The organism is Planococcus sp. BI3, from assembly GCF_056680115.1.
In genome coordinates this window covers 2,985,383-3,008,718 of sequence record NZ_CM155266.1, presented here as the reverse complement: position 1 = coordinate 3,008,718, position 23,336 = coordinate 2,985,383, and the positions used below count along the sequence as shown (strand labels likewise).

The 23,336-nt window shown below is 41.1% G+C and carries 23 protein-coding genes, 1 pseudogene and 1 riboswitch; of the genes and pseudogenes, 10 read left to right on the top strand and 14 right to left on the bottom strand.

The window, feature by feature from the left end; translation table 11 throughout:
- Nucleotides 1-90: 90 nt before the first annotated feature.
- From AC1MEO_RS15090 to modA, 3 genes are read right to left on the bottom strand one after another with little or no spacing between them, the layout of a single operon-like run.
- Entirely contained in the window at nucleotides 91-729 is a 639-nt protein-coding gene (locus AC1MEO_RS15090) for an ATP-binding cassette domain-containing protein (protein WP_480331743.1), read from the bottom strand.
- 4 nt (nucleotides 730-733) lie between these two features.
- Nucleotides 734-1,417, bottom strand: coding sequence for a molybdate ABC transporter permease subunit (modB, locus tag AC1MEO_RS15085; protein ID WP_480331741.1), 684 nt, complete (start codon nucleotides 1,415-1,417; stop codon nucleotides 734-736).
- The gene (gene modA, locus AC1MEO_RS15080; protein WP_480331740.1) at nucleotides 1,414-2,184 is read right to left on the bottom strand and encodes a molybdate ABC transporter substrate-binding protein; all 771 of its coding nucleotides are present in this window, start codon (nucleotides 2,182-2,184) and stop codon (nucleotides 1,414-1,416) included. The genes modB and modA overlap by 4 nt, the downstream gene beginning before the upstream one ends.
- Before the next feature lie 227 nt (nucleotides 2,185-2,411).
- Nucleotides 2,412-2,523: riboswitch (SAM riboswitch) on the top strand.
- A gap of 80 nt (nucleotides 2,524-2,603) precedes the next feature.
- Between modA and AC1MEO_RS15075 the strand changes: the two genes are divergently transcribed.
- Nucleotides 2,604-3,266, top strand: a complete 663-nt coding sequence (locus AC1MEO_RS15075; protein ID WP_480336118.1) for a sulfite oxidase-like oxidoreductase — start codon at nucleotides 2,604-2,606, stop codon at nucleotides 3,264-3,266.
- A gap of 131 nt (nucleotides 3,267-3,397) precedes the next feature.
- Here AC1MEO_RS15075 and AC1MEO_RS15070 read toward each other — a convergent pair whose 3' ends face one another.
- Entirely contained in the window at nucleotides 3,398-3,706 is a 309-nt protein-coding gene (locus AC1MEO_RS15070) for a S26 family signal peptidase (RefSeq protein ID WP_480331738.1), read from the bottom strand.
- A 112-nt stretch (nucleotides 3,707-3,818) separates the two neighbouring features.
- On the bottom strand, nucleotides 3,819-4,952 hold the full coding sequence (locus AC1MEO_RS15065; RefSeq protein WP_480331736.1) for a TIGR04053 family radical SAM/SPASM domain-containing protein: 1,134 nt from the start codon (nucleotides 4,950-4,952) through the stop codon (nucleotides 3,819-3,821).
- Between the two features lie 428 nt (nucleotides 4,953-5,380).
- Here AC1MEO_RS15065 and ric point away from each other — a divergent pair, with 428 nt between their 5' ends.
- Nucleotides 5,381-6,079 (top strand): iron-sulfur cluster repair di-iron protein, encoded by a 699-nt coding sequence (gene ric, locus AC1MEO_RS15060; protein ID WP_480331735.1) that lies wholly within the window; start codon nucleotides 5,381-5,383, stop codon nucleotides 6,077-6,079.
- Nucleotides 6,080-6,311: 232 nt separating this feature from the next.
- Nucleotides 6,312-7,721: a protoporphyrinogen oxidase gene (gene hemY, locus AC1MEO_RS15055; RefSeq protein ID WP_480331734.1), complete on the top strand. Its 1,410-nt coding sequence runs from the start codon at nucleotides 6,312-6,314 to the stop codon at nucleotides 7,719-7,721.
- A gap of 52 nt (nucleotides 7,722-7,773) precedes the next feature.
- On the opposite strand, the gene AC1MEO_RS15050 is transcribed toward hemY, so the two are convergent.
- Nucleotides 7,774-8,463: a Crp/Fnr family transcriptional regulator gene (locus AC1MEO_RS15050; protein ID WP_480331732.1), complete on the bottom strand. Its 690-nt coding sequence runs from the start codon at nucleotides 8,461-8,463 to the stop codon at nucleotides 7,774-7,776.
- A gap of 300 nt (nucleotides 8,464-8,763) precedes the next feature.
- On the opposite strand from AC1MEO_RS15050, the gene AC1MEO_RS15045 reads away from it, so the two are divergent.
- The gene (locus AC1MEO_RS15045; RefSeq protein WP_480331730.1) at nucleotides 8,764-9,480 is read left to right on the top strand and encodes a YwiC-like family protein; all 717 of its coding nucleotides are present in this window, start codon (nucleotides 8,764-8,766) and stop codon (nucleotides 9,478-9,480) included.
- Between the two features lie 312 nt (nucleotides 9,481-9,792).
- Here the strand turns inward: AC1MEO_RS15045 and AC1MEO_RS15040 are convergent, their stop codons facing one another.
- Nucleotides 9,793-10,461, bottom strand: coding sequence for a hypothetical protein (locus AC1MEO_RS15040; protein WP_480331728.1), 669 nt, complete (start codon nucleotides 10,459-10,461; stop codon nucleotides 9,793-9,795).
- A gap of 478 nt (nucleotides 10,462-10,939) precedes the next feature.
- Between AC1MEO_RS15040 and AC1MEO_RS15035 the strand changes: the two genes are divergently transcribed.
- Nucleotides 10,940-11,227: a tyrosine-type recombinase/integrase gene (locus AC1MEO_RS15035; protein ID WP_480336116.1), complete on the top strand. Its 288-nt coding sequence runs from the start codon at nucleotides 10,940-10,942 to the stop codon at nucleotides 11,225-11,227.
- 105 nt (nucleotides 11,228-11,332) lie between these two features.
- On the opposite strand, the gene AC1MEO_RS15030 is transcribed toward AC1MEO_RS15035, so the two are convergent.
- Entirely contained in the window at nucleotides 11,333-11,743 is a 411-nt protein-coding gene (locus AC1MEO_RS15030) for a VOC family protein (RefSeq protein ID WP_480331727.1), read from the bottom strand.
- 1,195 nt (nucleotides 11,744-12,938) lie between these two features.
- Between AC1MEO_RS15030 and nadS the strand changes: the two genes are divergently transcribed.
- Complete coding sequence (gene nadS, locus AC1MEO_RS15025; protein WP_480331725.1) at nucleotides 12,939-13,262, top strand: NadS family protein; 324 nt, start codon at nucleotides 12,939-12,941, stop codon at nucleotides 13,260-13,262.
- 177 nt (nucleotides 13,263-13,439) lie between these two features.
- Here nadS and AC1MEO_RS15020 read toward each other — a convergent pair.
- From AC1MEO_RS15020 to AC1MEO_RS15005, 4 genes and pseudogenes are all read right to left on the bottom strand, one after another.
- Nucleotides 13,440-13,616: pseudogene (locus AC1MEO_RS15020) on the bottom strand (SAV1803-related protein); the annotation flags it as partial.
- Between the two features lie 359 nt (nucleotides 13,617-13,975).
- On the bottom strand, nucleotides 13,976-14,677 hold the full coding sequence (locus tag AC1MEO_RS15015) for a hypothetical protein (protein WP_480331723.1): 702 nt from the start codon (nucleotides 14,675-14,677) through the stop codon (nucleotides 13,976-13,978).
- Nucleotides 14,678-15,816: 1,139 nt separating this feature from the next.
- Entirely contained in the window at nucleotides 15,817-16,299 is a 483-nt protein-coding gene (locus AC1MEO_RS15010) for a barstar family protein (protein ID WP_480336114.1), read from the bottom strand.
- Nucleotides 16,300-16,444: 145 nt separating this feature from the next.
- Nucleotides 16,445-16,633 carry a hypothetical protein gene (locus tag AC1MEO_RS15005; protein WP_480331721.1) on the bottom strand — a complete coding sequence of 63 codons (189 nt, stop codon included), beginning with the start codon at nucleotides 16,631-16,633 and terminating at the stop codon, nucleotides 16,445-16,447.
- 1,087 nt (nucleotides 16,634-17,720) lie between these two features.
- Here AC1MEO_RS15005 and AC1MEO_RS15000 point away from each other — a divergent pair.
- The 4 genes from AC1MEO_RS15000 (at nucleotide 17,721) to AC1MEO_RS14985 (ending at nucleotide 20,731) form a co-directional block, all read left to right on the top strand.
- Nucleotides 17,721-17,954, top strand: a complete 234-nt coding sequence (locus AC1MEO_RS15000; protein WP_480331719.1) for a hypothetical protein — start codon at nucleotides 17,721-17,723, stop codon at nucleotides 17,952-17,954.
- A 47-nt stretch (nucleotides 17,955-18,001) separates the two neighbouring features.
- Nucleotides 18,002-18,631 carry a hypothetical protein gene (locus tag AC1MEO_RS14995; RefSeq protein WP_480331717.1) on the top strand — a complete coding sequence of 210 codons (630 nt, stop codon included), beginning with the start codon at nucleotides 18,002-18,004 and terminating at the stop codon, nucleotides 18,629-18,631.
- A 403-nt stretch (nucleotides 18,632-19,034) separates the two neighbouring features.
- Nucleotides 19,035-19,973 (top strand): Gfo/Idh/MocA family protein, encoded by a 939-nt coding sequence (locus AC1MEO_RS14990; protein WP_480331716.1) that lies wholly within the window; start codon nucleotides 19,035-19,037, stop codon nucleotides 19,971-19,973.
- A gap of 86 nt (nucleotides 19,974-20,059) precedes the next feature.
- On the top strand, nucleotides 20,060-20,731 hold the full coding sequence (locus tag AC1MEO_RS14985; RefSeq protein ID WP_480331714.1) for an HAD family hydrolase: 672 nt from the start codon (nucleotides 20,060-20,062) through the stop codon (nucleotides 20,729-20,731).
- 118 nt (nucleotides 20,732-20,849) lie between these two features.
- On the opposite strand, the gene AC1MEO_RS14980 is transcribed toward AC1MEO_RS14985, so the two are convergent.
- Nucleotides 20,850-22,340 carry an aldehyde dehydrogenase family protein gene (locus tag AC1MEO_RS14980; protein WP_480331713.1) on the bottom strand — a complete coding sequence of 497 codons (1,491 nt, stop codon included), beginning with the start codon at nucleotides 22,338-22,340 and terminating at the stop codon, nucleotides 20,850-20,852.
- A gap of 27 nt (nucleotides 22,341-22,367) precedes the next feature.
- The gene (locus AC1MEO_RS14975; RefSeq protein WP_480331711.1) at nucleotides 22,368-23,333 is read right to left on the bottom strand and encodes a PDR/VanB family oxidoreductase; all 966 of its coding nucleotides are present in this window, start codon (nucleotides 23,331-23,333) and stop codon (nucleotides 22,368-22,370) included.
- Between the last annotated feature and the right edge of the window lie 3 nt (nucleotides 23,334-23,336).

The following is a 23,336-nucleotide window of genomic DNA, read 5'->3' as shown; positions in this document are numbered from 1 at the left end:
GTTGATTCCCACTTTCCTGCCGCTTGATGGTCCAAACGGTTTCTTCATTAGTATCACTCTATCATGCCCGGCCCAAAACTGCAGTCAGCATCAACCTACCGTCTGCTCTGTCATCTGTCCTCTTTCAATCCGTATGATCCGATCTGCCAGTTTTTCGGCATCGGCAATCCGATGTGTCACAAAGATGATCGGGATTTTCCATTGCTGGTGAATCCGCAGCAATTCATCCTGGCACCGGTCACGGTTGGCATCATCCAAAGCCGAAAATGGTTCATCGAGCAGCAGGATATCCGGCTGGACGGCCATTGCACGCGTCAACGCGACACGCTGCTTTTCGCCGCCTGAAATCTGGTGCGGGTATTTGCTCAGCAGGCCGGTGATTCCCAGGATTTTTGTCAGTTCAGTAATGGACGATAGATCCGTCCCCCGCGACAGTGCATACAGAATGTTTTGTTCTACAGTCAAATGCGGAAACAGCGCGTAATCCTGAAACAAATAGCCGACTTTTCGCTTCTGGATCTTCAACGGTTTTTGTCCTTCGCTATAAAAATCCCGGCCGTTCAATAAAATTTTTCCGGCATCCGGATGAACGATGCCCGCCAGGCAATTCAGCAACGTGGTCTTGCCTGAACCGGAAGATCCGACAAGTGCCAGGATTTCCTGCCCCAGCTCAAACTTCATCTCTAAGTTAAAATGGTCCAATTGTTTCTGAACATCCACTTCCAGCATCTGCTCACTCCCTGCCGATTCGTATTGCGTTCTTTTTGCGCCAGTAATTGACCCAGGTGATGGCGGCTACCCCGAGCGAGGAGATGATCAGCACCCAAAACAGGGCTTTCTCCATATCCCCTGCTTCATAGGCGAAATAGATCGCCAGCGGCACCGTCTCCGTAACTCCGGGAATGTAGCCGGCAATCATCAAGGTGGCGCCGAATTCACCGATTCCCCGTGCAAAAGCCAGAATTAAGCCTGCAAGAATGCCCGACCAGGCAAGCGGAAACGTGATGGTCCGGAAAATCCGCCATTCGGATACGCCCATCGTCCGCGCAACATTTTCCCAGCGCGGATCCACTTTTTCAAAAGCGGCAAGAACGCTTTGATACATCAACGGCAAAGATACCACAAACGAAGCAATTGCCGCTCCAATCCACGTAAAGACCACACGAAATCCGAACCACTGCTCCAATAGGATGCCAAGTGGGCCGTTGACACCGAACAGGACAATCAGACCGAAACCGATGACCGTCGGCGGAAGAACCAAAGGCAACAAGATCAGCGCTTCAACAAGGCTCTTGCCGAAAAATTCGCGTTTGTTCATCAACCGTGCAAGTGCCAGGCTGACCACAAATACAAATAATGTCGAAATGACCGCGACTCTCAGCGATAACCAAAGCGGAGACAAATCATAAGGCATCATGGGGCTGCCTCTATCGGCAAAAAGCCGTATTCTTCAAGAATGGCCTGCCCTGTTGGACCGGTTACGAAATCCAGAAAAGCCCCCGCAGCCTCCTGTTTTTCTGAAGCTGCTACGATGGCTCCGGGATAAACGACAGGATTCTTCTGTCCAGGCAGCTCAAGCGTCGCTTTTATTTCCCGGGAAATAACGGCATCCGATGAATAGATAATGCCAAGACCTGCATTCCCGCTTTCCACATAAGTCACGACTTGCCTGGCATCTTTGGCATAGATAAGGCGCCCTTCAAGCGGCAGCCATAAGCCCTGGCTTTCCAATGCCTGCTTTGTATAATCCCCGACCGGCACACTGTCCGGCTCTCCAATGGCTATGGTTTCTTCAGTACCCATCACTATTCCCGCAAAATCCGCTGTTTCCGGAAATTCTTCCAAAGAAGCCAGGACCAGGCGATTTTCAGCAAAAGGGATCATGCTTTCCGATTCTATGAGTTGCTGCGATTCGAGAAGATCCATATCCTTCACACTGGCCGATAAAAATAAATCGGCAGGTGCTCCCTGCTCGATCTGGCTTCTCAGCTTGCTGGATGACCCGTAATTAAAGGACAGATCAATATCCGGTTCCACCTGTTGAAATTCCGCTTCCATCTTTTCCATCACTTCTGTCAGGCTAGAGGCGGTCGACACCAAAAGTTCACTGCCGTTATTCCCCGATGCGTTGCCGCAGGCGCTAAGCAGGATGGCTATGCTTATAATGCTAATCATTTTTTTCATTAAAAAGGCTCCTTAATTCGTTTAACATTCCGCTCACCGATCATTTTAATTTTCTACATACTCCCAGTATAACGCCAGCCGAAGAGAAGCTGAATTATTTCACTAATAATCTTGTGATAAACAGAACATTTAGGTAAAATAAAGAGGAACTTCAATTAGTGAAAAGTTCCTCTATTTCCACTGACCGCTAAAACCTGATAAATCGTGCAAAAATCAAATACGCTACATCCTTATCAAGAGAGGCAGAGGGAATGGCCCGATGACGCCCGGCAACCGCCAGTTAACTTAACTGGAATGGTGCCAAATCCAACAGAACCGCGATGTTCTTAAAGATGAGGAAGAGAATTTCACCTGCAGGCCACCACTCTTCCCTTTTTCAGCGGAAGAGTTTTTTTATTTTAAGGAGTGATCAAATGAAATTGAGCAAAGCTGAACAGATTAAACGAACACGGGTACCTGTAGCAGATCCCGCACTGGCTGAACGCCTGCCGCCTGGGCAAGTCCTGACCGAGCGCTTTCCGGTCCTGACTGAAGGCGAAGTACCGGTATATGACATGGCCACCTGGACCTTGAAGATCTTTGGGCAGGTCGATAAAGAAGTTACGCTGCATTACGACGACTTATTGAAATTGCCCCAAACGACGGTGACCCGCGACATCCACTGTGTTACGCGCTGGTCCCGCTTCGATAATACATTTACAGGCGTCAGCTTTATCGACCTGATGAAAGAATTGGGTGTCACACCGAAAAGCGGCTACGTGATGCTTCATGGTGACTATGGCTACACGACCAATCTTGCGCTGTCCGACCTCGACCGGGAAGATGTGCTGCTTGCCCATTCACTTGACGGCGAGCCGCTGACTGCCAAACACGGCTATCCGTTGCGCTTCGTGGTGCCCCATCTGTATTTCTGGAAAAGTGTCAAATGGGTCCGCGGCATCGAGTTCATCGACGAAAACCAGCCCGGCTTCTGGGAACAGAATGGCTTTCACATGAACGGCGACCCGTTCCAGGAAGAGCGATTTTCCGGCGAAGACCTGGAGATTCCAGAGGACGAGTGGGAGAAAAAGGATTTCGACTGACTCCATCCAGCTGTATGATTCCAGGACAACAGCGCTGTTGCTTAGAGAGATAACTTGCATCAATTCCGAATTTTTTTTGCGTATTCTTTTAAAGAACCCATCACCCTTTTTTGCGAAGGGTGATGGGTTCTTTAGATTATAGATAAAATTTGTGGCAGTTTCTGATAATTCCACATGCCTACTAAGACAAAGACGGTATTTTCCCCCACAGAAATAGGCTCCATCGATGTATGGAAATATGCTACTACCTCTTCTATCTCAACATTTTCGGCATCCACTCTTTCAAAATACTTATCTTCTGTTAGGCCAAGACTGGTTGCCCACTCATAAAAAGTGGAAAGTTTTTTGCCGTCTACATAAACTTGTCTCTCTTGTATTTCTGCCGTTTCCCCTGGTAATCCAATGAGGTGTCCCAGCGGTTCAATGTCTTCTGAAACCATTAAGTTTTCATGTATGGACGTATCTAAATCATGATTTCCTCAATCTATCATGAAGGGAATTCTATAAAAAAAGAGCCCATCGGTGGCATTTACACCGTTCGGCTCTCTGATTTTAAGATTCTGTAGCAGTCAATTGTTTCTTTTTGCGAAGTGACTTCGGAATATAAATACAGTACGGTTCACTTTCCATATAATCTCCCGTTATATTGAATGCTCTCGATCTGGATCCCCCACATACATAACGAAATTCACATACACCGCATTTCCCTTTATACTTATCGGGATTTCGTAGATTTTGGAACACTTCTGATTCACGATAAATCGTCGCCAGGGGCGTTTGCCGTACATTTCCTGCATTTATTGGCAACAGTCCACTTGGAAAAACATCGCCGGTATGAGAAATGAACACAAATCCATTTCCGTCATTAACGCCTTTAGGTGCACGGCCGAGACCGTCTATTTGTCCGGTCTTTCCACTCATTAAAGCATCTTCATATTCAATGGTGTCATTATTAGTGGATTTTTCACGCATTTTGTTTTGAATAACTACACGACGATAATGTTGTGCAGCAGTCGTTTTTATATCAAACGGCACTCGTTTTGACAATTTATATAACCACTGTAATACTTTTTCATGTTCTACAGGTGAAATCATGTCACTCTCTTTTCCTCGTCCAGTAGGCACAAGGAAAAACACACTCCATAATACACAATTAAGATTTTCTACCATCTCAGCCATTTCCTCTAGATAGTCCACATTGTATCTTGAAATCACCGTATTGATCTGGAGAGGCATTTCTAATTCATGCAAGTAGCTGATTGCATTCATGGTTAAATCAAATGAGCCGGCTGTCCCCCGGAAAAAGTCATGAGCTTCTGCACAATGTCCATCGATGGAAAAGGCCCACCTGGATAGTCCAACGTCTTTCGCTTTTTTCATAGCTTCTTTCGTGACATTCGGCGTTGCCGAAGGCGTCATGGAAACACGTACCCCTTTTTTCACAGCATATTCGGCAATTTCAAAGACATCTGGCCGCATCAATGGATCACCGCCAGTAAAAACAAGCATTGGATTATTCATATCATAGATATCATCAATTAATTTTTTACCCTCATCCAGCGTTAACTCACGGGGATCACGAAAGTATTGAGCCTCAGCTCTACAGTGTATACATTTCAACTCACAGGCGCGCGTCAACTCCCAAATAACGATGAAAGGATTTTCATTGTAATCTTGAGAAAACATTCTAGGACCTCCTAATTTAATTATCAGAGTAAGTATAGAATTCATTTGCGGTACTGTATGTGATATATTTCACACTTTTTGAATCTCCATCTAGAATACGCCATCGGATAAACGCAAATTACCGGCTCCAATCCTTCCAGGGGCGCAACAAACTTCTATTATTACCCTGAAAACCTAATCCTTCAGTTCTAAGTGCGTTTGTACAAATGAATCATCATATTCTTCACCTATTTAAATTTCATTTCATTTGCTGATTGATGATTCAGGCGTGCGGAATGGAAAAGCGCGAAAAGTAGTGCCTATCCAAAAATCCTTTTTTGAAAAAGAAAAACAGAAAGTGTGATATGCGTCACTAACAATTTTTTTTGTTCCGTTATGATTGGAATGTACAGAAGAAAGCGACCGACAATTCAGAGGAGGAAAAATAAATGATGACTCTACCCATTTCTACTAATACTTTGGTAAAAGAGATCGTAAATGAATTACCCAAATCGAGTGATGTGTTCAAGCGTTTTCGTATAGATTTTTGTTGTGGCGGCAACATTTCATTAATGGCTGCAGCAGATGAACAGAATGTAGATGTATCCACCTTATTAGATGAATTAACTATTGTTTTTGAAAATAGTACGCCTGCGGATAAGAATATGGATGTTTGGTTGGAATCCGACACTGAAACCATCATCAACCATATAACGGAAAATATTCATCGGCCATTGATGACAGAGTTAGCTGAGCTTAGCCCATATGTAACTAAAGTTTTTAAGGTACATGGTGAATCCCGTCCAGAACTAGTTAGAGTTAAAGATTTATTTTATGAATTTAAGAGAGAAATGATTGAGCACTCTGCTAAAGAAGATACAATCGTCTTCCCCTTAATAAGAAAGCTGGCAGACAACTCAGTCGAAAATCTAGAAGAGACCGTCAACTATATTAGAGAACTTGAAAAAGAACACGACCATGTTGGCGCTATTCTAAAAGAACTTAGAGAAATCACATCTGATTTCACGCCGCCAGTTGACGCATGTGGAACTTATCGTCTCGTATACAAACGCCTTGAATTGCTTGAAGGAGAAACTTTCATGCACGTCCACTTAGAGCAGAATATTCTTTTCCCAAGATATATTTAATAATCCTCTTTAAAAGGCTGCAAAAAATTAGCTGATATTCCATCAAAATCTCAGGGAACTGATGGGAATGGAGGCTTCTTTTTTTAGTCTTCCGGTGACAGGTAAGGGAGTACGGAGGGTCTTCTTAAGTTATTGAAGACGCCACACCTTTCGTGCTTCTTCCTGCGTCCGGAAACTATTGCAGTCAAATAAATTGATCGTAAATGGAAAAAATCAAAAGGACTGATATTTTATGGGCAAACAAAAGAATATCGTTATTGTGGGAGGAGGAATTGCTGGACTTACAGCATCTTATTATTTGCAAAAAGAAATAAATGAGAAGCAACTTCCCTATCAAATCAAGCTCATTGAAGCGAGCGGTCATCTTGGGGGCAAAATTAAAACAATTAAGAAAGATGGCTATATGATTGAACGGGGTCCAGATTCCTTTTTAATCAGAAAACAGTCTGCGGCACGCTTAGTGAAAGAGGTAGGTTTGGAGCATGACTTAGTTAAAAATGGAACGGGGCAATCCTTTATTTTGGTGAAAAACAAACTTCATAAGATGCCAAGTGGTTCATTTATGGGGATTCCAACTGAAGTGAAACCATTTTTATTTTCCGGTCTTTTTTCCACTAAAGGAAAATTACGGGCTTCCTGTGATGTAGTTTTACCAAGAGGTGAGCAAGCAAGCGACCAATCGCTAGGTGAATTTTTCCGGAGACGATTTGGTGATGAATTAGTCGATAATCTTGTAGAGCCTCTTCTTTCTGGTATCTATGCTGGAGATATCAACAAATTAAGCTTAATGGCAACCTTCCCCAATTTTTATCAACTGGAACAAAAACATCGCAGTCTTATTCGAGGTTTACAAATTTCAATGCCGAAAAAGGAAAAAACCAAAAAGTCAAAACCAAGCATGTTTTATAGTTTAAAAAACGGACTGCAGTCATTAGTGGAAGCCGTCGAAGAGAAACTGGAAGATGGTACTGTGATGAAGGGCGTTTCTGTAGAGAAGATCGAACGAAAAGACAGTAAATACTATCTGCAATTAGAAAATGGTGATAGTTATATAGCGGATGCGGTCATATTAGCCACTCCAGCATTTGCTATGCAAAAGATGTTTCACCAACATAAGTTCATGGTTCCAGGAAATGAATTGGCACCACCATCTTCTGTGGCAAATGTAGCTTTGGCATTTGACGGTTCAGTCATACAAAAAGATTTGGATGGGACTGGGTTTGTGGTTGCTAGAAATAGTGACTATCGAATCACTGCATGTACATGGACTCATAAAAAATGGCCAATAATGACAACACCAAAAGGCAAAGTGCTTTTACGGTGTTTCTTAGGGAAACCAGAAGATCAAGGTGTAGTTGATTTATCAGATCAAGAATTGATCGACATTGTAATGAATGATTTGAGCAAACTCATGAATATAACTCAGAAACCAGAATTTTCAGTCGTCACAAGATGGGCAAATGCCATGCCGCAATATACGGTTGGGCATACTGACAGGCTTAATAAGTTGATTGGGCAAATGAAAGAGGAAATTCCAGGGGTATATTTGGCCGGAGCGTCTTATCGTGGGATTGGTATTCCAGATTGCATCGATCAGGGTGAAGCTGCGGTTGCCAGTGTCCTTCAATATTTAGAATCCTAGAAAGTAAATCCATGGGGTGTACTTTCTGGGATTGTTGTTTTTAAACTAACGCTTACACCAATTCTTCCAATCTTTTCTTATTGACGACTAAGTCACCTTTGGCATTAGTTGTAATTATTTTCAACTTTTTAAGTTGGCTTAAAGTTCTGCCGACCGTTTCTCTGCTGGAGCCTATCATATTGGCTAATTGCTGATTGGTGAAGTGTGTATGGAGTGTAATGCACTCTTGATCTAGCTTGCTGCCATGGGTATTCAATAACCGCAATAACAACATGACAATTTGATCAAAGGTATTGTGAAGAATTTGTTCTTCTAAACGTTTTTGCAAATCTACTATTAGATCACCTAATACTTTAAATAACTTAACGCTCGTACCCGGATTGTTGTATAAAAACTTTTCGAATAAGTGAATCGGTATATAAATCAACTTGGCGTCTGCAGCAACTTCAGCATTTGCTGGGCAGTTATCTTGTCGGAAAAATCCTTGATGAGGGAACATTTGCCCAGGATTGAGTATATTGACAATCTGCTCTTTTCCATGCAGGTCAGTTTTATATATTTTTACGGCTCCCTGATCAATGAAATAAACGTTGGTAAGCGGATCATCCTGAAAAAATATATGGGTGCCTTTCTTATATGTTCTCGATTGCGCCAATTCAATAATGGGTGACATCTCTGCGCTCGTTAAATCTTTGAATATAGTGAATTTCTGCAACAAATCCTGTATTGTCTGTGAACTCATTTTGCTCGTCCTTTCTAAATACACATCCAATGTTATCACGATACCCCCTACTTGTGCCCGGTTTGCATTTAATTTAGCGATGTTAGTAACATCATATGCAACTGTTGAGGGATTTCACATCAAAAGGATAAAAATCATCAATTATGAAATGAACTGTTTTAGGGGACATAGAACCGAAACATCGAGATTACAACCAGGATTCTTTTGTCGTTATTTGGGAATCATGGAGAGCATAGCTCATTGTGATCGCGCATCCAAAAGCAACAGAAAAAAAGAAGGCTGAAATTGAGGTGAAATAGAGTGAAATTATATATGGCAAAGCAACATGGTGCCTGGGCAATGTTAGTTGTTCCCTTTGTTTTAGGGATGGTAGCTGGCGGGTTCCATTGGCTGCAACTAGTTCTTGCAATAGGATGGGTATCTCTCTATCTATCGACATACCCTCTAGTGCAAGCAATAAAAAAGAAAAAAGTTAAATTTCATCTGACCTGGTTTTATCGGTACTTTTTTACAGCAATTGTATTTATTATTCCGGTCGTTGTGATGAAGCCTTCAATAGTAATCGTCGGGTTGTTGATGCTCCCCTTCTTTTTATTGAACATGTACTTTGGAAAACGAAATCAAGAGAGGGATTTCCTGAACAACATCAGTGCAATAGTCGCTTTTTCTCTAAGCTCGATTGCTACTTATATGCTTGGAGCGAACCAAATTGACACTCAAGCTTGGGTAATAGTAGGTGTATCCATACTATTCTTCGTTGGCAGTACATTTTTCGTAAAAACCATGATACGGGAAAAAAAGAATCAAAATTTCCGCTGGTTATCATGGCTCTATCACAGCCTAGTCCCTATAGCTTTTCTGCTTATAGGAAAATGGGTGATTGCTCTTGCATTTATCCCCAGTTTAATCCGAGCTGTTGGAGGACCAAGAATAAAAATGCGGCCTATGAAAATGGGCATATTAGAAATAGTTAATGCGGCAATCTTCTTTATCATCATGAGTATATATTTTTATTAAAATGGTCTCTGGGACGTGATATTTGAGGAAGAGTAGACTGGTGCCATTCAGCAAGGATTTTTTCAGTTGAAATCGTCTTTTCTCGGTGGATTGCCCATTCCAATCAAACCGGCTCTTTCAAAGAGAAGGATAACCGGTCCAAACTTTATTTTGCGTAATATTTCAAAGAACCACTTTTAAAGACAAAATGGAGAGAAGAGGTGCTTTGATCAGCCTCTTCTCTCCATTTTTCTATTTGTGCAGCCTTCGATAACTCAATGCTATGTAAACTAAAATTTTTTAGAATGGAGTTTACACTTTTACAACCATCTACTACAAAGTGCGTGTTTGATCATTCTCAATTAGTTTAAAATGAATACCAGACGATTCCCCACTATCGATATGATTAGGAACATCTGATAAATCGAGTAATTCGTTTATATGGATAGATTTTTTTTGATTAGCTTCTATTGTAATACGGTACGGACCCGCTAAATTCATAAGTGATTCCATTCGTACATCGTCTTCCTTGAAAAATGAATCTATAAATTCTAATTCAAATGACACAGCCTCATTACTTCGATTATGTAATACCAGATTGCATTCCCCATTCATTTCTTGGTCTATAGACTCGAAATTGCATTGACCATTACTATCATATGATATGGCTGTAATGCCACTTGCTAAGGTTTCTTGATATGTCGTGATTAAAAAATCCGGTAAAAATGTATATACCAGGACAACTATGAGTAGTGCTCTAAATTGGTATTTCTTCATGCCGATGAAAAGTAAAATTAAAGCGATTATAAACAGAACGGATCCCAATATCCCAAGTGAAATATATCCGTCTTGATTCCGAATTGGAAACGACATAAAGGTAGTGCGTGCCTCTATCATTAAATTATTTGGAAAAGGAAAAAATAAATACATACATATACACAAAAGAACAAACGAACTAAAGAGCGCTAATTTATTTTTTACCATTCCATCCCTGTTTTCCATCTTGTCTTCCCCTCCATAACGTAAAGATATGTAAAATTTTTTCTAAATCCAATCGAGTACGTATACTTCTTTTCTGCTTACCAATTTATACACTGCAGTAATTACTTATTAATCCAACATCTTCTTAATGCGTTTACAACTCAAAAGCCTATACTTTATTCTAAATATTGAAATATTTGTTAATTCAATTATACCTTGTACATTCTTCTACACAATAGAGAAAATTAAATCTATCCCTCTTTCAAAACCGTTCATAAAATATACGTCTACGAACAAAAATAAAAGAAGCTCCTTCTATTAATAGGTCTTGATATGTAAAATATGCACTTCACAATTTCGACGCTAAAAACGTCTGGAATAGTCTTTTGAATGTATCATTTCTCATAGCAAGTTCACTTTCACTTCATCTAAATCAATGGAATGAGGAAGCTGAGAGGCATAGAAGCTGGCCGTAAGAGCGATCTGTTTGTTACATTTTATGGAGGCCACACGCCCTCTCTCCCGTCGTGCCATTGAAAACCTGGTGACCAAATACACCGCTGCATTTGCTCAAGGAGAGGGTATGAGTCCACACAAACTTCGCCATAGCTTTGCGGCCGATTTCATTCGCAACGGTGGCAGTATTGTCCTGCTTCGGGATCAGCTAGGTCACAGCAATATCGAAACCACATCCTTATATACGAACCTGTCCAATAAAGGCAATGAGCAAGTGCTTACTCGTATGGCAGCAAATCGTACTCGACAAAACAAAGCGGACGGAGAGTAAAAGAAAGGAGCCACCTTTGTTACAGTGGCCCCTTCCTCTGACTTCATCTGTATTCCCCTGCTGTTTATTACGATTTTGCGAACACTTGAGGAAGTTTTCCCTTACTTATCTTGGATATTCACAAAGCTCAATTAACGTTCCATCGGTTGATATAGGATTAATATAAATGAGTCTTCTTCCTCGAGAGTTTGTACGTAGAGTATCCTCTAGAAAACGAACTCCATTCTTACGGGCCTCGAGTATTGCTTCATCTAAATCATCAACCCTGTACGCAAGATGATGAACTCCTTTTCCTTTTTGCTTCATAAAGCGGGCAATCGGAGAATTCTTATTTGTTGGTTCCAGTAATTCAACAATTTTATCAGCAGTTTCGACAACAGCGACATGTACTTCAATACCAACCGTATCACTTGTATAACGGTCTATCAAAGAACCGTTCAATACATTCTGATAGAAGGGCAACGCCTCATCGATACTTCTTACAGCAATTCCGACATGATCTAATAGATAGTCCAAAACAAATCCCCCTCTGATCCTTTCTCTTCAGTGTAACTGACTTTACTGTCCAACTTCCAAAGTTCTTCTGAATTTTATTCGTTGGCTTCAGTTATAGCGGGTTTGACGATTACTTCAACTTCCACTTCGCCTTCCGCCCTGACTTTATCATCCCCGTATTCTTCCATCAGCTTTTGTCTTTGAACGGTGGTACGTCCATTACTACAATTACGAACACATTAAACAAAAAATGGATGCATAACTAAAACTCTAACTTTAAGGGGTCACTACCCTACCGCAAACCACCGTGGATCTGTTGGTTTACTGGAAGAAGGCGATGCGATTTTAAGGGAAATTTTCGAAAGCGAGCATATGGCGCAATTATGGAACCGGTATCAGAAGCAATACCCATATGCTGCGGACATCACCTGGCAAGCGATTGAGCAGGCAGTGATTCATTTGTGGAAAATGAGTCATTAAACCTATTAGTAGATAAAGCAGTATTTCCTTGAATTGAGGGAATGCAGCTTTATCTATCACAAGCCTCTATTGTCTTTAAAAACTGAATTGTATAGAGGAGCGGATATGTCCCGTTATTGAAAAAAATACAAACGTAAATGCAGAAGCCACCTCCCCCAAAGAATCGGAAAGCAAAATCAAAAATAGATACTTCCAATAGAGAATTGAATCCTAGAGCGACTAGAACCTCTCACGCCTCTTAATAATGTGAACCATAGTAGTGATTTTAATATTCTTCTTTTTAAATCATACCTAACTAACCATTGGTCATTAATTTTAAAAACCCTATTCAATAGGGTTTATTAATTCTAGAATATGTCACTAGACAATGAGGTCGTTATGAAAAGAACATTTGTATACATAAAGAATTTTGATCAATAATGGAAACAATACGGACTGGCTGCTGCTGAACAGCGTGAACTGGAACTTCAATTGCTGATGGACTCAGGTCAAGGAGCTGTCATCACCGGTACAGGTGGTCTACGGAAAATGCGTTTTTCTCCCGGAAGTGAGAACCAAGGAAAAAGTGGTTCTTATCGGATCATCTACCTGGATATCCAAACGTCTTCCCATACGATTCTGCTTCTAATTTAGGCAAAGAACCAACAAGCAACGTTAAAACCAGATCAAAAAAAGATACTAAAGCAATTGGTAGATCAGCTGAAAAGCTCGTATACTTTCGAAAGGATGGATGGAAATGAATGAAAATCAATTTTTTGATGACCTGAAATCCAGTTTAGGCCAAGCCATTGACTATGCGGAAGGCAACCAATCAAAGGCAAGAACAAAAACCGTAGCGATTAAGGAATTGGCAACTTTTTCTGCACAAGACATCAAAAGTCTTCGTTTGCAGATGAATTTAACGCAAAAGTCATTCGCAGCTCTTATAGGGGTGTCAGTCAAAACAATCGAATCGTGGGAACATGGCACCAACCAACCTAGCGGTGCAGTTCGTCGACTCTTAGAAATTTTGAGCAATCAACCGCACGTAGCAGAAGAACAGAAAATCGTCTCTGTCTAACCCAACCGTCATTAATCGATTTAATTTAGTGGAAAAAGACTGGCAGGTTTTAATAACCTTTTTAATTGAGGGACACAAAAATATAATTAAAGCACCAAATAGACCCCTAATTAGTACTAGAATTAGCGGTCTATTTTTTATTGATATGTAAGGATTTATGGCGACAGACTTTCATCCACTGGTCCTTGAAAATTTTCCTTTGGTGATGTTTTTAATCTTGCCATTCAAAAACCTTTGATAAGATCTTTCACTGAAATAATCATATTGAGATGGTCCATATTTCTTGAGCAAAAATTCAACGGCTTCGTCATAAGACTTCGTAAGTAGACTTTCGTACTCTTGGTATGCACCCATCAAATTCCTCCCACACCACTAAAGTTTTTTCTCATATCAATTCCAAGTATGTTTTACATTTCGTAAATTGCCTATAAATTTTATAGAGGGTTCTCTGTTCTTCTACAAGGTGAGCGCTTTTCCCATAAAAAAACTCCCAAGCGGCTTAATGCTGGGAGTTTGAATCTGATTTTTTCTGTTTCCATTCAATGTATCGTTTGATGTCTTTCGGTAACCAAAAAACAATTGGAAGAAACGCAATCAAGTAAAATTTTGAGTTTGTATCGGGAACCCAAAAATAAATAGCGATCAAACATAGTCCAAATATCGCATAAGATATTAAAAATGATTTGCTTCTCATACTAATCATACTCCTTTCATTAACCACGACCTTGCGTTATATAAGATTTGATTTTGTAAGTACGTAAACCTGTGTAGCTGCTGTATCTCCAAACTTTCAAATGTTCGCGGTGCTCGACTTTGAACCCACCCAGTAACTTTGTATCTGTTCTGGCGGAGAAATAACCAACCTTAACATTCCACGTAATAAGTAAGGCGGCGACAGCACCAGCTACTCTCCCCACATAAGGAATATAACTTAAAATCAATGTCGTAATTACCGTTGCGGTAGTTTTCGCTTCAAAAGTAATTTTATAGTTTTTCCACGGTCCATTACGCCAAACATTGTATTCAACTGCCGCTGCCTGAACCATTGAATCAGGAGAAGCAGCTAAGTCGGTCGTCGACCGAGCGACTGAATCAGTCGAAGTTTCAGAAACGGCAGGTACCTCTTCAATTTCCATTTTGTTTAATAATTTCAATTGCTCTGTTTCTTCTTTTTTACTGAGGAAATCAGCTTTTAGCGAAATAAAATCTTCTGTCGCTTTATCTTGAACAGTAACCATAACCCCTTCATCGGTTTCAACTGTCAATTCGAAAGTATCACCTTTGTCCACCTTATCGGCTCTTTTTAGTGGTCCGTCGTCAACTTCACCTGATGTTGATGCCAATACTTGATTATTAAAGCCGAACACCGAAAACACCAAAACCATTGCTAAAAAAATTAAAAAGATCTTCTTCACTTTATTCTATTTCCCTTTTTCGAATTTTGCGAATTTTATTTGTTGTTAGATTAAAAAATACCATCATATTCCAATCAAGTAAATATGTATAAGGGACTATTTGGGAAAATTCTACTAAATAACCTATTAAAAATAAAAGTTGGAAATAAAGGGATTTTTCATTGAAACGCGGAATATCTTAAAAAAGAAAAGACTATTAGAAAATATCGATAACTAACAGTGAATAAACGATGGTTTCATTTTATAAAATGTTTTTGTCGCGACGGGTCTAAAAAAAGGCTTTCAACATCTATCAAAACTATATATAAAAAATCTAACAAACTTTTAACGGGTTCTGTTTTGGATCGCAAATATTAAAATCGTATAACAAAAAGACCATCGGCTCGTAAGTTAACCCGTTCACTTCAGGAACGTAAAATCGCAATTGAAACACCAAATAGTTCTCTAATTAACACTACAATTAGTTGTCTATTTTTTATTGATATATAAGGGTTCTTAGCGCTTTTTATTGTTTTAAACTTTGAATTAACAACCGACTTAGTCGACTTACAATAATTATTGTAAGTCAACTAAGTCTTGCGAATTGGGATGATAATTTGTATGTTAAAAGGCCGTCAAAAGAAAAACGCGAACTGAGTTCCGCCAGTTCGCGTTCTGGTTTATAACATACTTATAAAAACAAAGAAAATATGATGAAAATTTCTTAGACGACCTAACTCTTCAAAGCACTATAGTCAAAAGAAAGAAGAGCACTGCCAAGGAAAGACGAACGCTTAAAAATCTTAACGAGGTCTTCTGTTTTCTTCTTCGAGAATTTGAATTCGCTACTTTTCTGTTACTTTCTGGAACGGCTTACGCGTTGGACCACAAAGAAAAGTACCCCAATCACCAAGACGATCCAAAACAGAAAGGAAAGTAGAAAGGATTGACTAGTAGGCTGTTCATCGAATCGCTTCTCTCTAAAATCCCGTGCATTTCTTCAACTGTCTTTTTCGATTCTCAGAGCACAGTAGAATCAAGTTTTTGAATGTATCTTTTTTTAAGTAATTCCAGTTTGTTTGATTTTTCTCAGTAAGTCAGTGGAATGGAGGTTTTGAATGTAACTTAATTGCTATTAAGTTACATTCATTTTATTTAATTTAGTTCCCTCGATCTTTATCAAACCATTCTTCTCCATTCCACTCGGGAACCATTCCACCTATCGCAGGGAGCGATATTTCTGGATCAGTTGATTGAATAAAACTCAATAATACTTTTCCTTCAAGTAAGAATTTCCAGGAATTTATCTGAATGATTTCTAATACATCAATGGCCAAATCAGGATGTTTCGCAAGGAAGGACTGATAATGAGTGAAAATCAACAGAATGCCCGTATTGTTTATTGGTAAATCAGATAGACAATCACTAAACGCATCTAGATTTTCACCGTAGTAAGCTGGAAAATTCAACTTCCTCGCAACTTCTTTATGGAAAATCTCTTCATCCCATTCTCTACAATCAAACCGGATTATCTCAAACCCTTCAGCTTCGATTTTCCTACTGTTCTTATCTAAAATATCTGTTTTAGCATACAAAACTATACTGCCGTTGAGCATCATCTGTTTCCAAGTAGTTGATTGCACATCCAATTTTTCTAACCCCTTTTCTCACTTAATCTTGAAAGTATTTTTGAAATCCTATCCCTACGATTCTACTTTTCAAGTTTCTTAAGAATTAAGGATTTGAATGTAACTTAATTCACAATAAGTTACATTCACTTCTCTGTATCTAGCCTTTTAGTACAGATTTTTCTTTTTTTAAGAATATCCCTATAAGCAAAATTATTATGCCTATTACACTTCCAATAAATTCAGCGATATAAAAATCTCCATCACGTATAAAACGGATCAGGAAACCTCCACCAAAAATAAGTATTATTAATAATCCTAAGCTTATGTACAAATATCGGTTTTTCATATCGTTCCCCTTTCTTTTTTATAAAACTTGGTCATGACGTAAATCCATAATAAAAAAGAAATACAGATACTCATTTCCATATTATTACCATACCAAAAATATCCAATATTTTATATTGATAGCAAAGTAAAAGATTGGATATTTTTTATCTGTGAATGTAACTTAACTGCACATAAGTTACATTCATTTCCCCTAAATTAGCGCCTTTTATTTGTTCCAGATCCTCGCCCATAAACTTCGGGTGTCTTTTTTAGGCGTTAGTGGTTCTGGTTCAATTTCTTCTTGCTGTGAGGACGATTCTAGCGAATCTAGCTCTGGTTCTTCGGGCATTGGTGCAGCTAGTTGTTTCGGATTCTCTTTTATCCGATCCAGTTTATGCTTCATTTCTTCCAAGACTTCCACAAACAAAGAATCACGTTTTCGCATCTCTTCTTTCAGACTTCGGTTCTCTTCTTCAAGGTCTTCCAATTTCTTTAATATAACGGCTGTCGCGGCGGTGTGCTTGTGACGCCGTTTTTGGGCGTTATTGTAGATGCACCTTTTAAGCCTTCAGCAGCTTCTCTGACAGCATTCTCAAAAGTTATGTCACCGCTTTTGTGACCGTCAGACTCCCGTAGCGCCGCGACCTCTGTGACGGTGTAAATTCGGCTGTTGCTTTTGTTTCTTTTGAAGAGAATACCTTCCGATTCAAAGCGAAGGCTGTATTTTCGGAACGTTGAAGGAGAAATATTTAATTGCTTACATACTTCGCTGGGGGCCATCATCAGTCGCTCACCAGCTCTTTTGTTTCATGTTATAAGAGTCCGATCAATCCTGCATCCTCTTTTTCAGGAAAAGGTTACTAGAAAAATAAAAAAGAAGACGCTGCGGGCCAGCACCTCCTACGCTTTTCTTTTATGGACTTCCGATAACTCCTGAACTCGTCCTGGATTGATAGAATTGAAACGAGTAAATTCTAACGGGTAAGCACCGTCAGCTGCTGATAAGCGGATCTTGTTCAGAATGGACAGATCAATCAGAGTGGTACCGTGGAGAAAACTTCACCTCTTAGTTAGAGGTGAAGTTTTTTAATTTGAGGAGGAATCTCATGGAATATGTTGAAAGCAGAAGCCGAAGCAAATACATGATCGGGGTGATTACTCTTCTATCATCCGCGATTTTCACCGCATTGAGCCAAATTTATTATGCAAACCGGGTACAAGCTGTTCATCCTTTTTTTTTACCGGTGTCAGCTTTTTTATCACCACGTTTTATTTTCAGTGGTTCGCCCGCAAGCAAAAATTGCCTCATCACTGTCCTAAAACCAAGCTACCTTTATTGAAACTGAATCTTGCTTCTGCTTTGACATTTATGGGGTTTTATTTTACATTGAAGTACATTGAGCCCGCTATCGTCAGTTCATTGGAAATGGGAATCGGTCCTTTATTTGTCATCTTTATTGCCCTTATTCAAAGACAACGTGTTAAACCGGCGAATTGGGCCATTGCCATTGGGACCTTGTCTACGACTTTGCTGTTGGTCTATGCAGTGTTGACTGGCCAGTCGGCTACAGCTATGCAATGGAATATGAACGTGGTTTTAAGTGTTATTGCGAGTATTGCTTGTGGATTAGGCGCAGTTTTATGCTCGATTTACTCCAAGCAGTTAAGTAATTCCGGTTGGACCAGTTCCATGATTCTATCCAAACGATTCTATGGCATTATTTTGTTATCGTTCTTTTCTACATATGATTTGATCTATGCCTACTTATTGGAAAATATACTATGGATTTTGGCTGTCACCTTTTTGGGTGTTTTAGTACCCATGTATTTACTGCAAAAAGGAATTCAATACTGCGAAACGTTTTTAGTCATGATGTCGTTATGCTTTATCCCAGTGATTGTCTTTTTCTTTCAGTTTTTTGACCCGAGACTTCAATGGTCTGGTCTGACTTTACTAAGCGTTCTGTTGTTGCTTGGGTTAGGGCTAATGAGTGTGTATGTCGAAAGAAAAGCTTAATTCATTTCTTTATAAAAGCGATATCTCTCATAACACGCTGAATTAATATCTCCAAGTTAAAATAGCTGAAAATCGACAAAAAGAACGTCCGTAAAGGTGGCAACACACTTTACGGACGTTCGCTAAATTACATACACATTTACGAACGCTTTTCCCGTGAGTGAAGGGAAACAATCGCTTTACGGGATAAATATTGTAAATTTGGCTGCATACAGATTCTTTTTCTCTGTCCGTTTTTTGCATCCCTTGTTGGCTTGCCCTTTTTTTAAGAAATACGTCACTTGGCCATCCTTCTATGTGCATGATTGATTTTCCGCTTCATGGAGGAAACAGTAACCCCTCTCTTTTTGGAAATCTACGTTAGAATAGAAGATAAGTACATTACTTAGCAGGAGGAATCGCAATGAAGTTTGGCATCATCGGAACAAATTGGATCACTGACCGTTTTATTAAAGCAGCAAAGCAACACCCTGAATTCATCATCGGAGCCATCTATTCCCGGACATTAGAAACCGGGAATGTGTTTGCGGCAAAGCATGACGTTGAAAATGTCTATACGGATATGGAAGCCATGTTCAGCAGCGGGGACATAGAAGCGGTCTATATCGCATCTCCCAACGCTTTCCATGCCGACCAAAGCATCCTGGCCATGGAGCACGGCATCCACGTCCTGTGCGAAAAGCCTGCAGTCACATCAGTCGAGGAAATGGACCGCGTCATCGAGGCTTCGCATGCCCACAACATCACCTTTATGGAAGCCATGAAATCTACGGTGACCCCGTCTTTCCTTAATTTGAAAAAGAATATGGAGAAGATCGGGCCGATCCGCCGCTTCGTTTTTCATTACAATCAATATTCTTCACGCTACGACAATTACAAGAATGGCATCATCGAAAATGCCTTCAAGCCGGAACTTGGCAACGGAGCGAAAATGGATTTGGGCGTTTACGGTATTGCGCCAGCCATCCATTTAGCGGGTGCACCCCAGTCGGCGATGAAGAATAATTATTTATTGTCTACCGGTGCCGATGGCCAAGGCAGCATGATCCTGAACTATGCGGGCATGGAAGCCATTATCATGTATTCGAAGATTTCGGATTCGTTCATGCCAAGTGAAATCCAGGGCGAGAATGGCCTCATCGAAATCGACCGCATCAGTGACCCGAAGCGCATCATCATCAAATACAGAGATGGCGAAACTGAAGATTTGTCTGTAGCGCATGAATTCGATACGATGTATTATGAGCTGGCGGAGTTTATGGATTGTGTGAAAAACGGACAGTTGGAGTCAGCCATCAACACGCACGCCATTTCACGCGAAGTGACGAAACTTCTTACGTAAAACGCTTATTTCAGAGGAAGCAATCCTCTTTGCTCCACCCGAAGCGATAGGTAAGATCTATATTTAACCAGCAAAGGAAGTGCCTTATGATAAAAGGAATCATATTCGATTTTGACGGGTTGATTTTTGATACGGAAACACATCAATACCGGATTCTCCAGGAAATGTTCAGCGAATATGGCAGTGAGCTGCCGCTTGCGCTGTGGCAAAATGAGGTCGGCACAGACAGCGGATTTTCGCCATTCCACTATATGGAGCAGCAGATCGGGAAGCCTGTGGAGCATGCGCTTCTCGAAGAACAGTATGAAGCAAAGTTTCTTTCAACTTTATCCCTGGAAAAAGCCCGTGACGGTGTAGAGGATTACCTGAAGGTGGCGCAGGAGCTGGAGTTGAAAATCGGTTTGGCGTCCAGTTCCAGCTACCGCTGGGTTTCCGGCCATCTGAAGAATCTTGAGCTGTTCGATTATTTCCAGTGCATCCAAACCTCCGATCATGTGGAAAAAGTGAAGCCCGATCCCGCTCTGTATATCCAAACGGCGCAGGGCTTGGATCTGCATCCCGAAAACTGCCTGGTTTTTGAGGATTCCGCCCACGGTGCAACAGCTGCCAAGCGGGCTGGCATGGGCTGTGTCATCGTCCCGAATACAATCACCAGCACGATGGATTTCTGCAAGGTTGAGCACCGGCTGGATTCGATGGCGGATATGCCTTTGACGGAGCTTCTTGAATACGTGGCTGCATTGAAAATAGAGCGTTAAAACTGAAAAGATGGCTTCTGGTTGAATACCAGAAGCCATCTTTTTTGCTTATAATCATTTCCTCGGACACTTCTTAATTTCGGTAGAATTTTTGTGCCGATCAAATTGAAGTTACTGTTCAGCTCGGAAACCAACCAATTGGCTCAACATTTAATCGCGTATTGATTTGCTTCGTTTCCTGGAAATCTTCCATTCCGTATTTCCCTAAACTTCTTCCAATGCCGCTTTGTTTGTATCCACCCCAAGGAGCTTCTACATAAGTCGGATGATAATCGTTGATCCAGGTAATGCCCGCTCGGATTTTTTTAATAACCCGTAAAGCTTTTGCTCCGTCATTGGAGAATACGCCGCCCGCAAGACCATAATCCGTATCATTGGCCAATTGAATCGCTTCTTCTTCTGTCCGGAACTTCTGAATGGTCACAACAGGTCCAAAGATTTCCTCACGAACTATCCGCATATCATTTGAAACGTCTGTAAATACAGTTGGTTTAATGAAGAATCCTTTATCAAGCCCATTTTCAGTTAAACGATAGCCGCCAGCCGCCAATGTTGCGCCTTCCGCTTTCCCTATTTCGATGTAGTTTAAAATGCTATTCATTTGCGCTTCGCTTACAATCGCGCCTACATCAATGCCCTCTTCCAAGCCAGGACCAACTTTGATTTTATTCGCCCGCTCCACATAGCGTTTAACGTACTCATCGTAAATGCTTTCTTCCACTAAAATACGGCTGCCCGACGAACATACTTGGCCAGCTCCGAAGAAGATTCCAAAAAGCCCATAATCCACAGCTGTTTCAAAGTCAGCATCAGCAAAGACGATGTTTGGAGATTTACCGCCCAATTCGAGTGAAATTTTCTTGAGGTTCCCAGCAGACGCACGCATAATTTCACGGCCTACTTCTGTACTTCCAGTGAATGAAACAACATCCACATCCATACTTTCTGCAATTGTCTGGCCGATGACGGAACCGCGGCCCAAGACCATATTTGCCACCCCTTTAGGGATACCAACTTCTTCCATGATTTCAAACAGCTTCATTGCTGTAATAGGCGTTACTTCTGCCGGCTTGTACACTATTGAGTTCCCAGCTGCGAGGGCAGGTGCGATTTTCCAGACACTCATCAAGAGTGGAAAATTCCAGGGAACGATTAAACCCGCTACACCTACCGGCTCTTTTACAACGATTGCCTGTACATTATCAGGCACTTGGTACGTTTCACCTTCAGGATGTAAAATCATGCCCGCGTAATAACGGAAACAAGTGGCCGCATCAGCGATGTCAGCTTCCGCTTCATCTTTACGCTTGCCGTTGTCCATTGTCTCTAAAATCGTCAGTTCTTCTGCACGCTCATCGATTTTAGCTGCAATCGCATTCAGGATCGCTGCCCGCTCATGCGTTGTTTTGCCGGACCAGATGCCACTTTCAAATGACACACGGGCTGCCAGGATCGCTTCTTCTGTCTCTTCTTTACTTGAGCGCGGCGCATGGGCGATCACTTCCTGGTTTGCCGGATTGATGATCGCACATGTCTCCCCGGATTCCGCCAATCGCCATTCCCCATTAATATAATTTTTCAGTTCCAATACACTTGTCAATACTGTCATTTCAGTTTCCCCCTTGTTTGCTTAGGATTAAATTTTAATCGCAATTTTTTCATTTTTGGCGCGTGAACAACAAGCCAAAATAGAATTTCGGCTTTGGCGGTCAGCTTCTGTCAAGAATATATCGCGGTGAAGAACTTCACCTTCTGAAACTTCTAATTCACAGCTGCCGCAGCCCCCTATTTTGCAGGCGTAGGGCGCTTCGATTCCTGCTTTCAGCAAGGCGTCCAACAATGTTTCATCTTCTCCGACATGCAAGGTTCTGTCGCTATCGATAAGTTCAACCATGAAGGCATTTTTCGGGCCGTTATCTTGGGCGCTGGAGAACAGCTCAAAATGAATGGCTTTTGCGGGATATCCATACGATGCGGCTGCATCCCGATAATCCTTCACCATGCTTACCGGACCGCAGAAATAGACATGTGTCCCAATGCGATGATTCAACATGGCAGTCGGTGACATCTTTTGCGGTTGATCGGCCCGTGAAAAGTAGAAATGGCACCGGTCGCCATATTCTTCTTTTAATTGCTCGTAAAATGCACATTGCTCTGCTGTGCGCGCAGTGTAGTGGAGTTCGAAAGTCTGCCACTCCTCCAAGTCTTTGGCCATTGTCAAAAATGGGGTAATGCCGATACCGGCAGCATAAAAGACATGATGCTTCGCCTGGTAACTCAATGCGAAATGGTTTCTCGGGAAACTGATTTCGAGCACTGTACCAACGCCGACTTCCTTATGCCAATAGATGGAACCTCCCGTTGAATGATCGTCTTTCCTGATGGCAATCTCGTAGAAATTCCGTTCCGGCGGCGGACTTACAAGAGAATAGGCTCTTTCCAGAATTTCTCCATCTTTTTGCAGAAACGTTTTTATATGAGCCCCTCCCGCAAACGCCGGCAACAGCAACTTATCTATTGGCGCAAACCGAAACCGTTTGACGAACTCCGTCTCTTGAGTGATTTGAACAACTTTCACCAGAATGTTCCCTGCGACTCTCATCTT

What these genes read in the sequence shown, in the direction of transcription:
- modA (WP_480331740.1), bottom strand. Translation starts at nt 2,184, where the DNA reads ATGAAAAAAATGATTAGCATTATAAGCATAGCCATCCTGCTTAGCGCC.
- modB (WP_480331741.1), bottom strand. Translation starts at nt 1,417, where the DNA reads ATGATGCCTTATGATTTGTCTCCGCTTTGGTTATCGCTGAGAGTCGCG.
- AC1MEO_RS15065 (WP_480331736.1), bottom strand. Translation starts at nt 4,952, where the DNA reads ATGTTTTCTCAAGATTACAATGAAAATCCTTTCATCGTTATTTGGGAG.
- hemY (WP_480331734.1), top strand. Translation starts at nt 6,312, where the DNA reads ATGGGCAAACAAAAGAATATCGTTATTGTGGGAGGAGGAATTGCTGGA.
- AC1MEO_RS15035 (WP_480336116.1), top strand. Translation starts at nt 10,940, where the DNA reads ATGGAGGCCACACGCCCTCTCTCCCGTCGTGCCATTGAAAACCTGGTG.
- AC1MEO_RS15050 (WP_480331732.1), bottom strand. Translation starts at nt 8,463, where the DNA reads ATGAGTTCACAGACAATACAGGATTTGTTGCAGAAATTCACTATATTC.
- AC1MEO_RS15040 (WP_480331728.1), bottom strand. Translation starts at nt 10,461, where the DNA reads ATGGAAAACAGGGATGGAATGGTAAAAAATAAATTAGCGCTCTTTAGT.
- AC1MEO_RS15005 (WP_480331721.1), bottom strand. Translation starts at nt 16,633, where the DNA reads ATGAAAAACCGATATTTGTACATAAGCTTAGGATTATTAATAATACTT.
- AC1MEO_RS14975 (WP_480331711.1), bottom strand. Translation starts at nt 23,333, where the DNA reads ATGAGAGTCGCAGGGAACATTCTGGTGAAAGTTGTTCAAATCACTCAA.
- AC1MEO_RS15090 (WP_480331743.1), bottom strand. Translation starts at nt 729, where the DNA reads ATGCTGGAAGTGGATGTTCAGAAACAATTGGACCATTTTAACTTAGAG.
- ric (WP_480331735.1), top strand. Translation starts at nt 5,381, where the DNA reads ATGATGACTCTACCCATTTCTACTAATACTTTGGTAAAAGAGATCGTA.
- nadS (WP_480331725.1), top strand. Translation starts at nt 12,939, where the DNA reads ATGAATGAAAATCAATTTTTTGATGACCTGAAATCCAGTTTAGGCCAA.
- AC1MEO_RS14985 (WP_480331714.1), top strand. Translation starts at nt 20,060, where the DNA reads ATGATAAAAGGAATCATATTCGATTTTGACGGGTTGATTTTTGATACG.
- AC1MEO_RS14980 (WP_480331713.1), bottom strand. Translation starts at nt 22,340, where the DNA reads ATGACAGTATTGACAAGTGTATTGGAACTGAAAAATTATATTAATGGG.
- AC1MEO_RS14990 (WP_480331716.1), top strand. Translation starts at nt 19,035, where the DNA reads ATGAAGTTTGGCATCATCGGAACAAATTGGATCACTGACCGTTTTATT.
- AC1MEO_RS15000 (WP_480331719.1), top strand. Translation starts at nt 17,721, where the DNA reads ATGGAATATGTTGAAAGCAGAAGCCGAAGCAAATACATGATCGGGGTG.
- AC1MEO_RS15070 (WP_480331738.1), bottom strand. Translation starts at nt 3,706, where the DNA reads ATGGTTTCAGAAGACATTGAACCGCTGGGACACCTCATTGGATTACCA.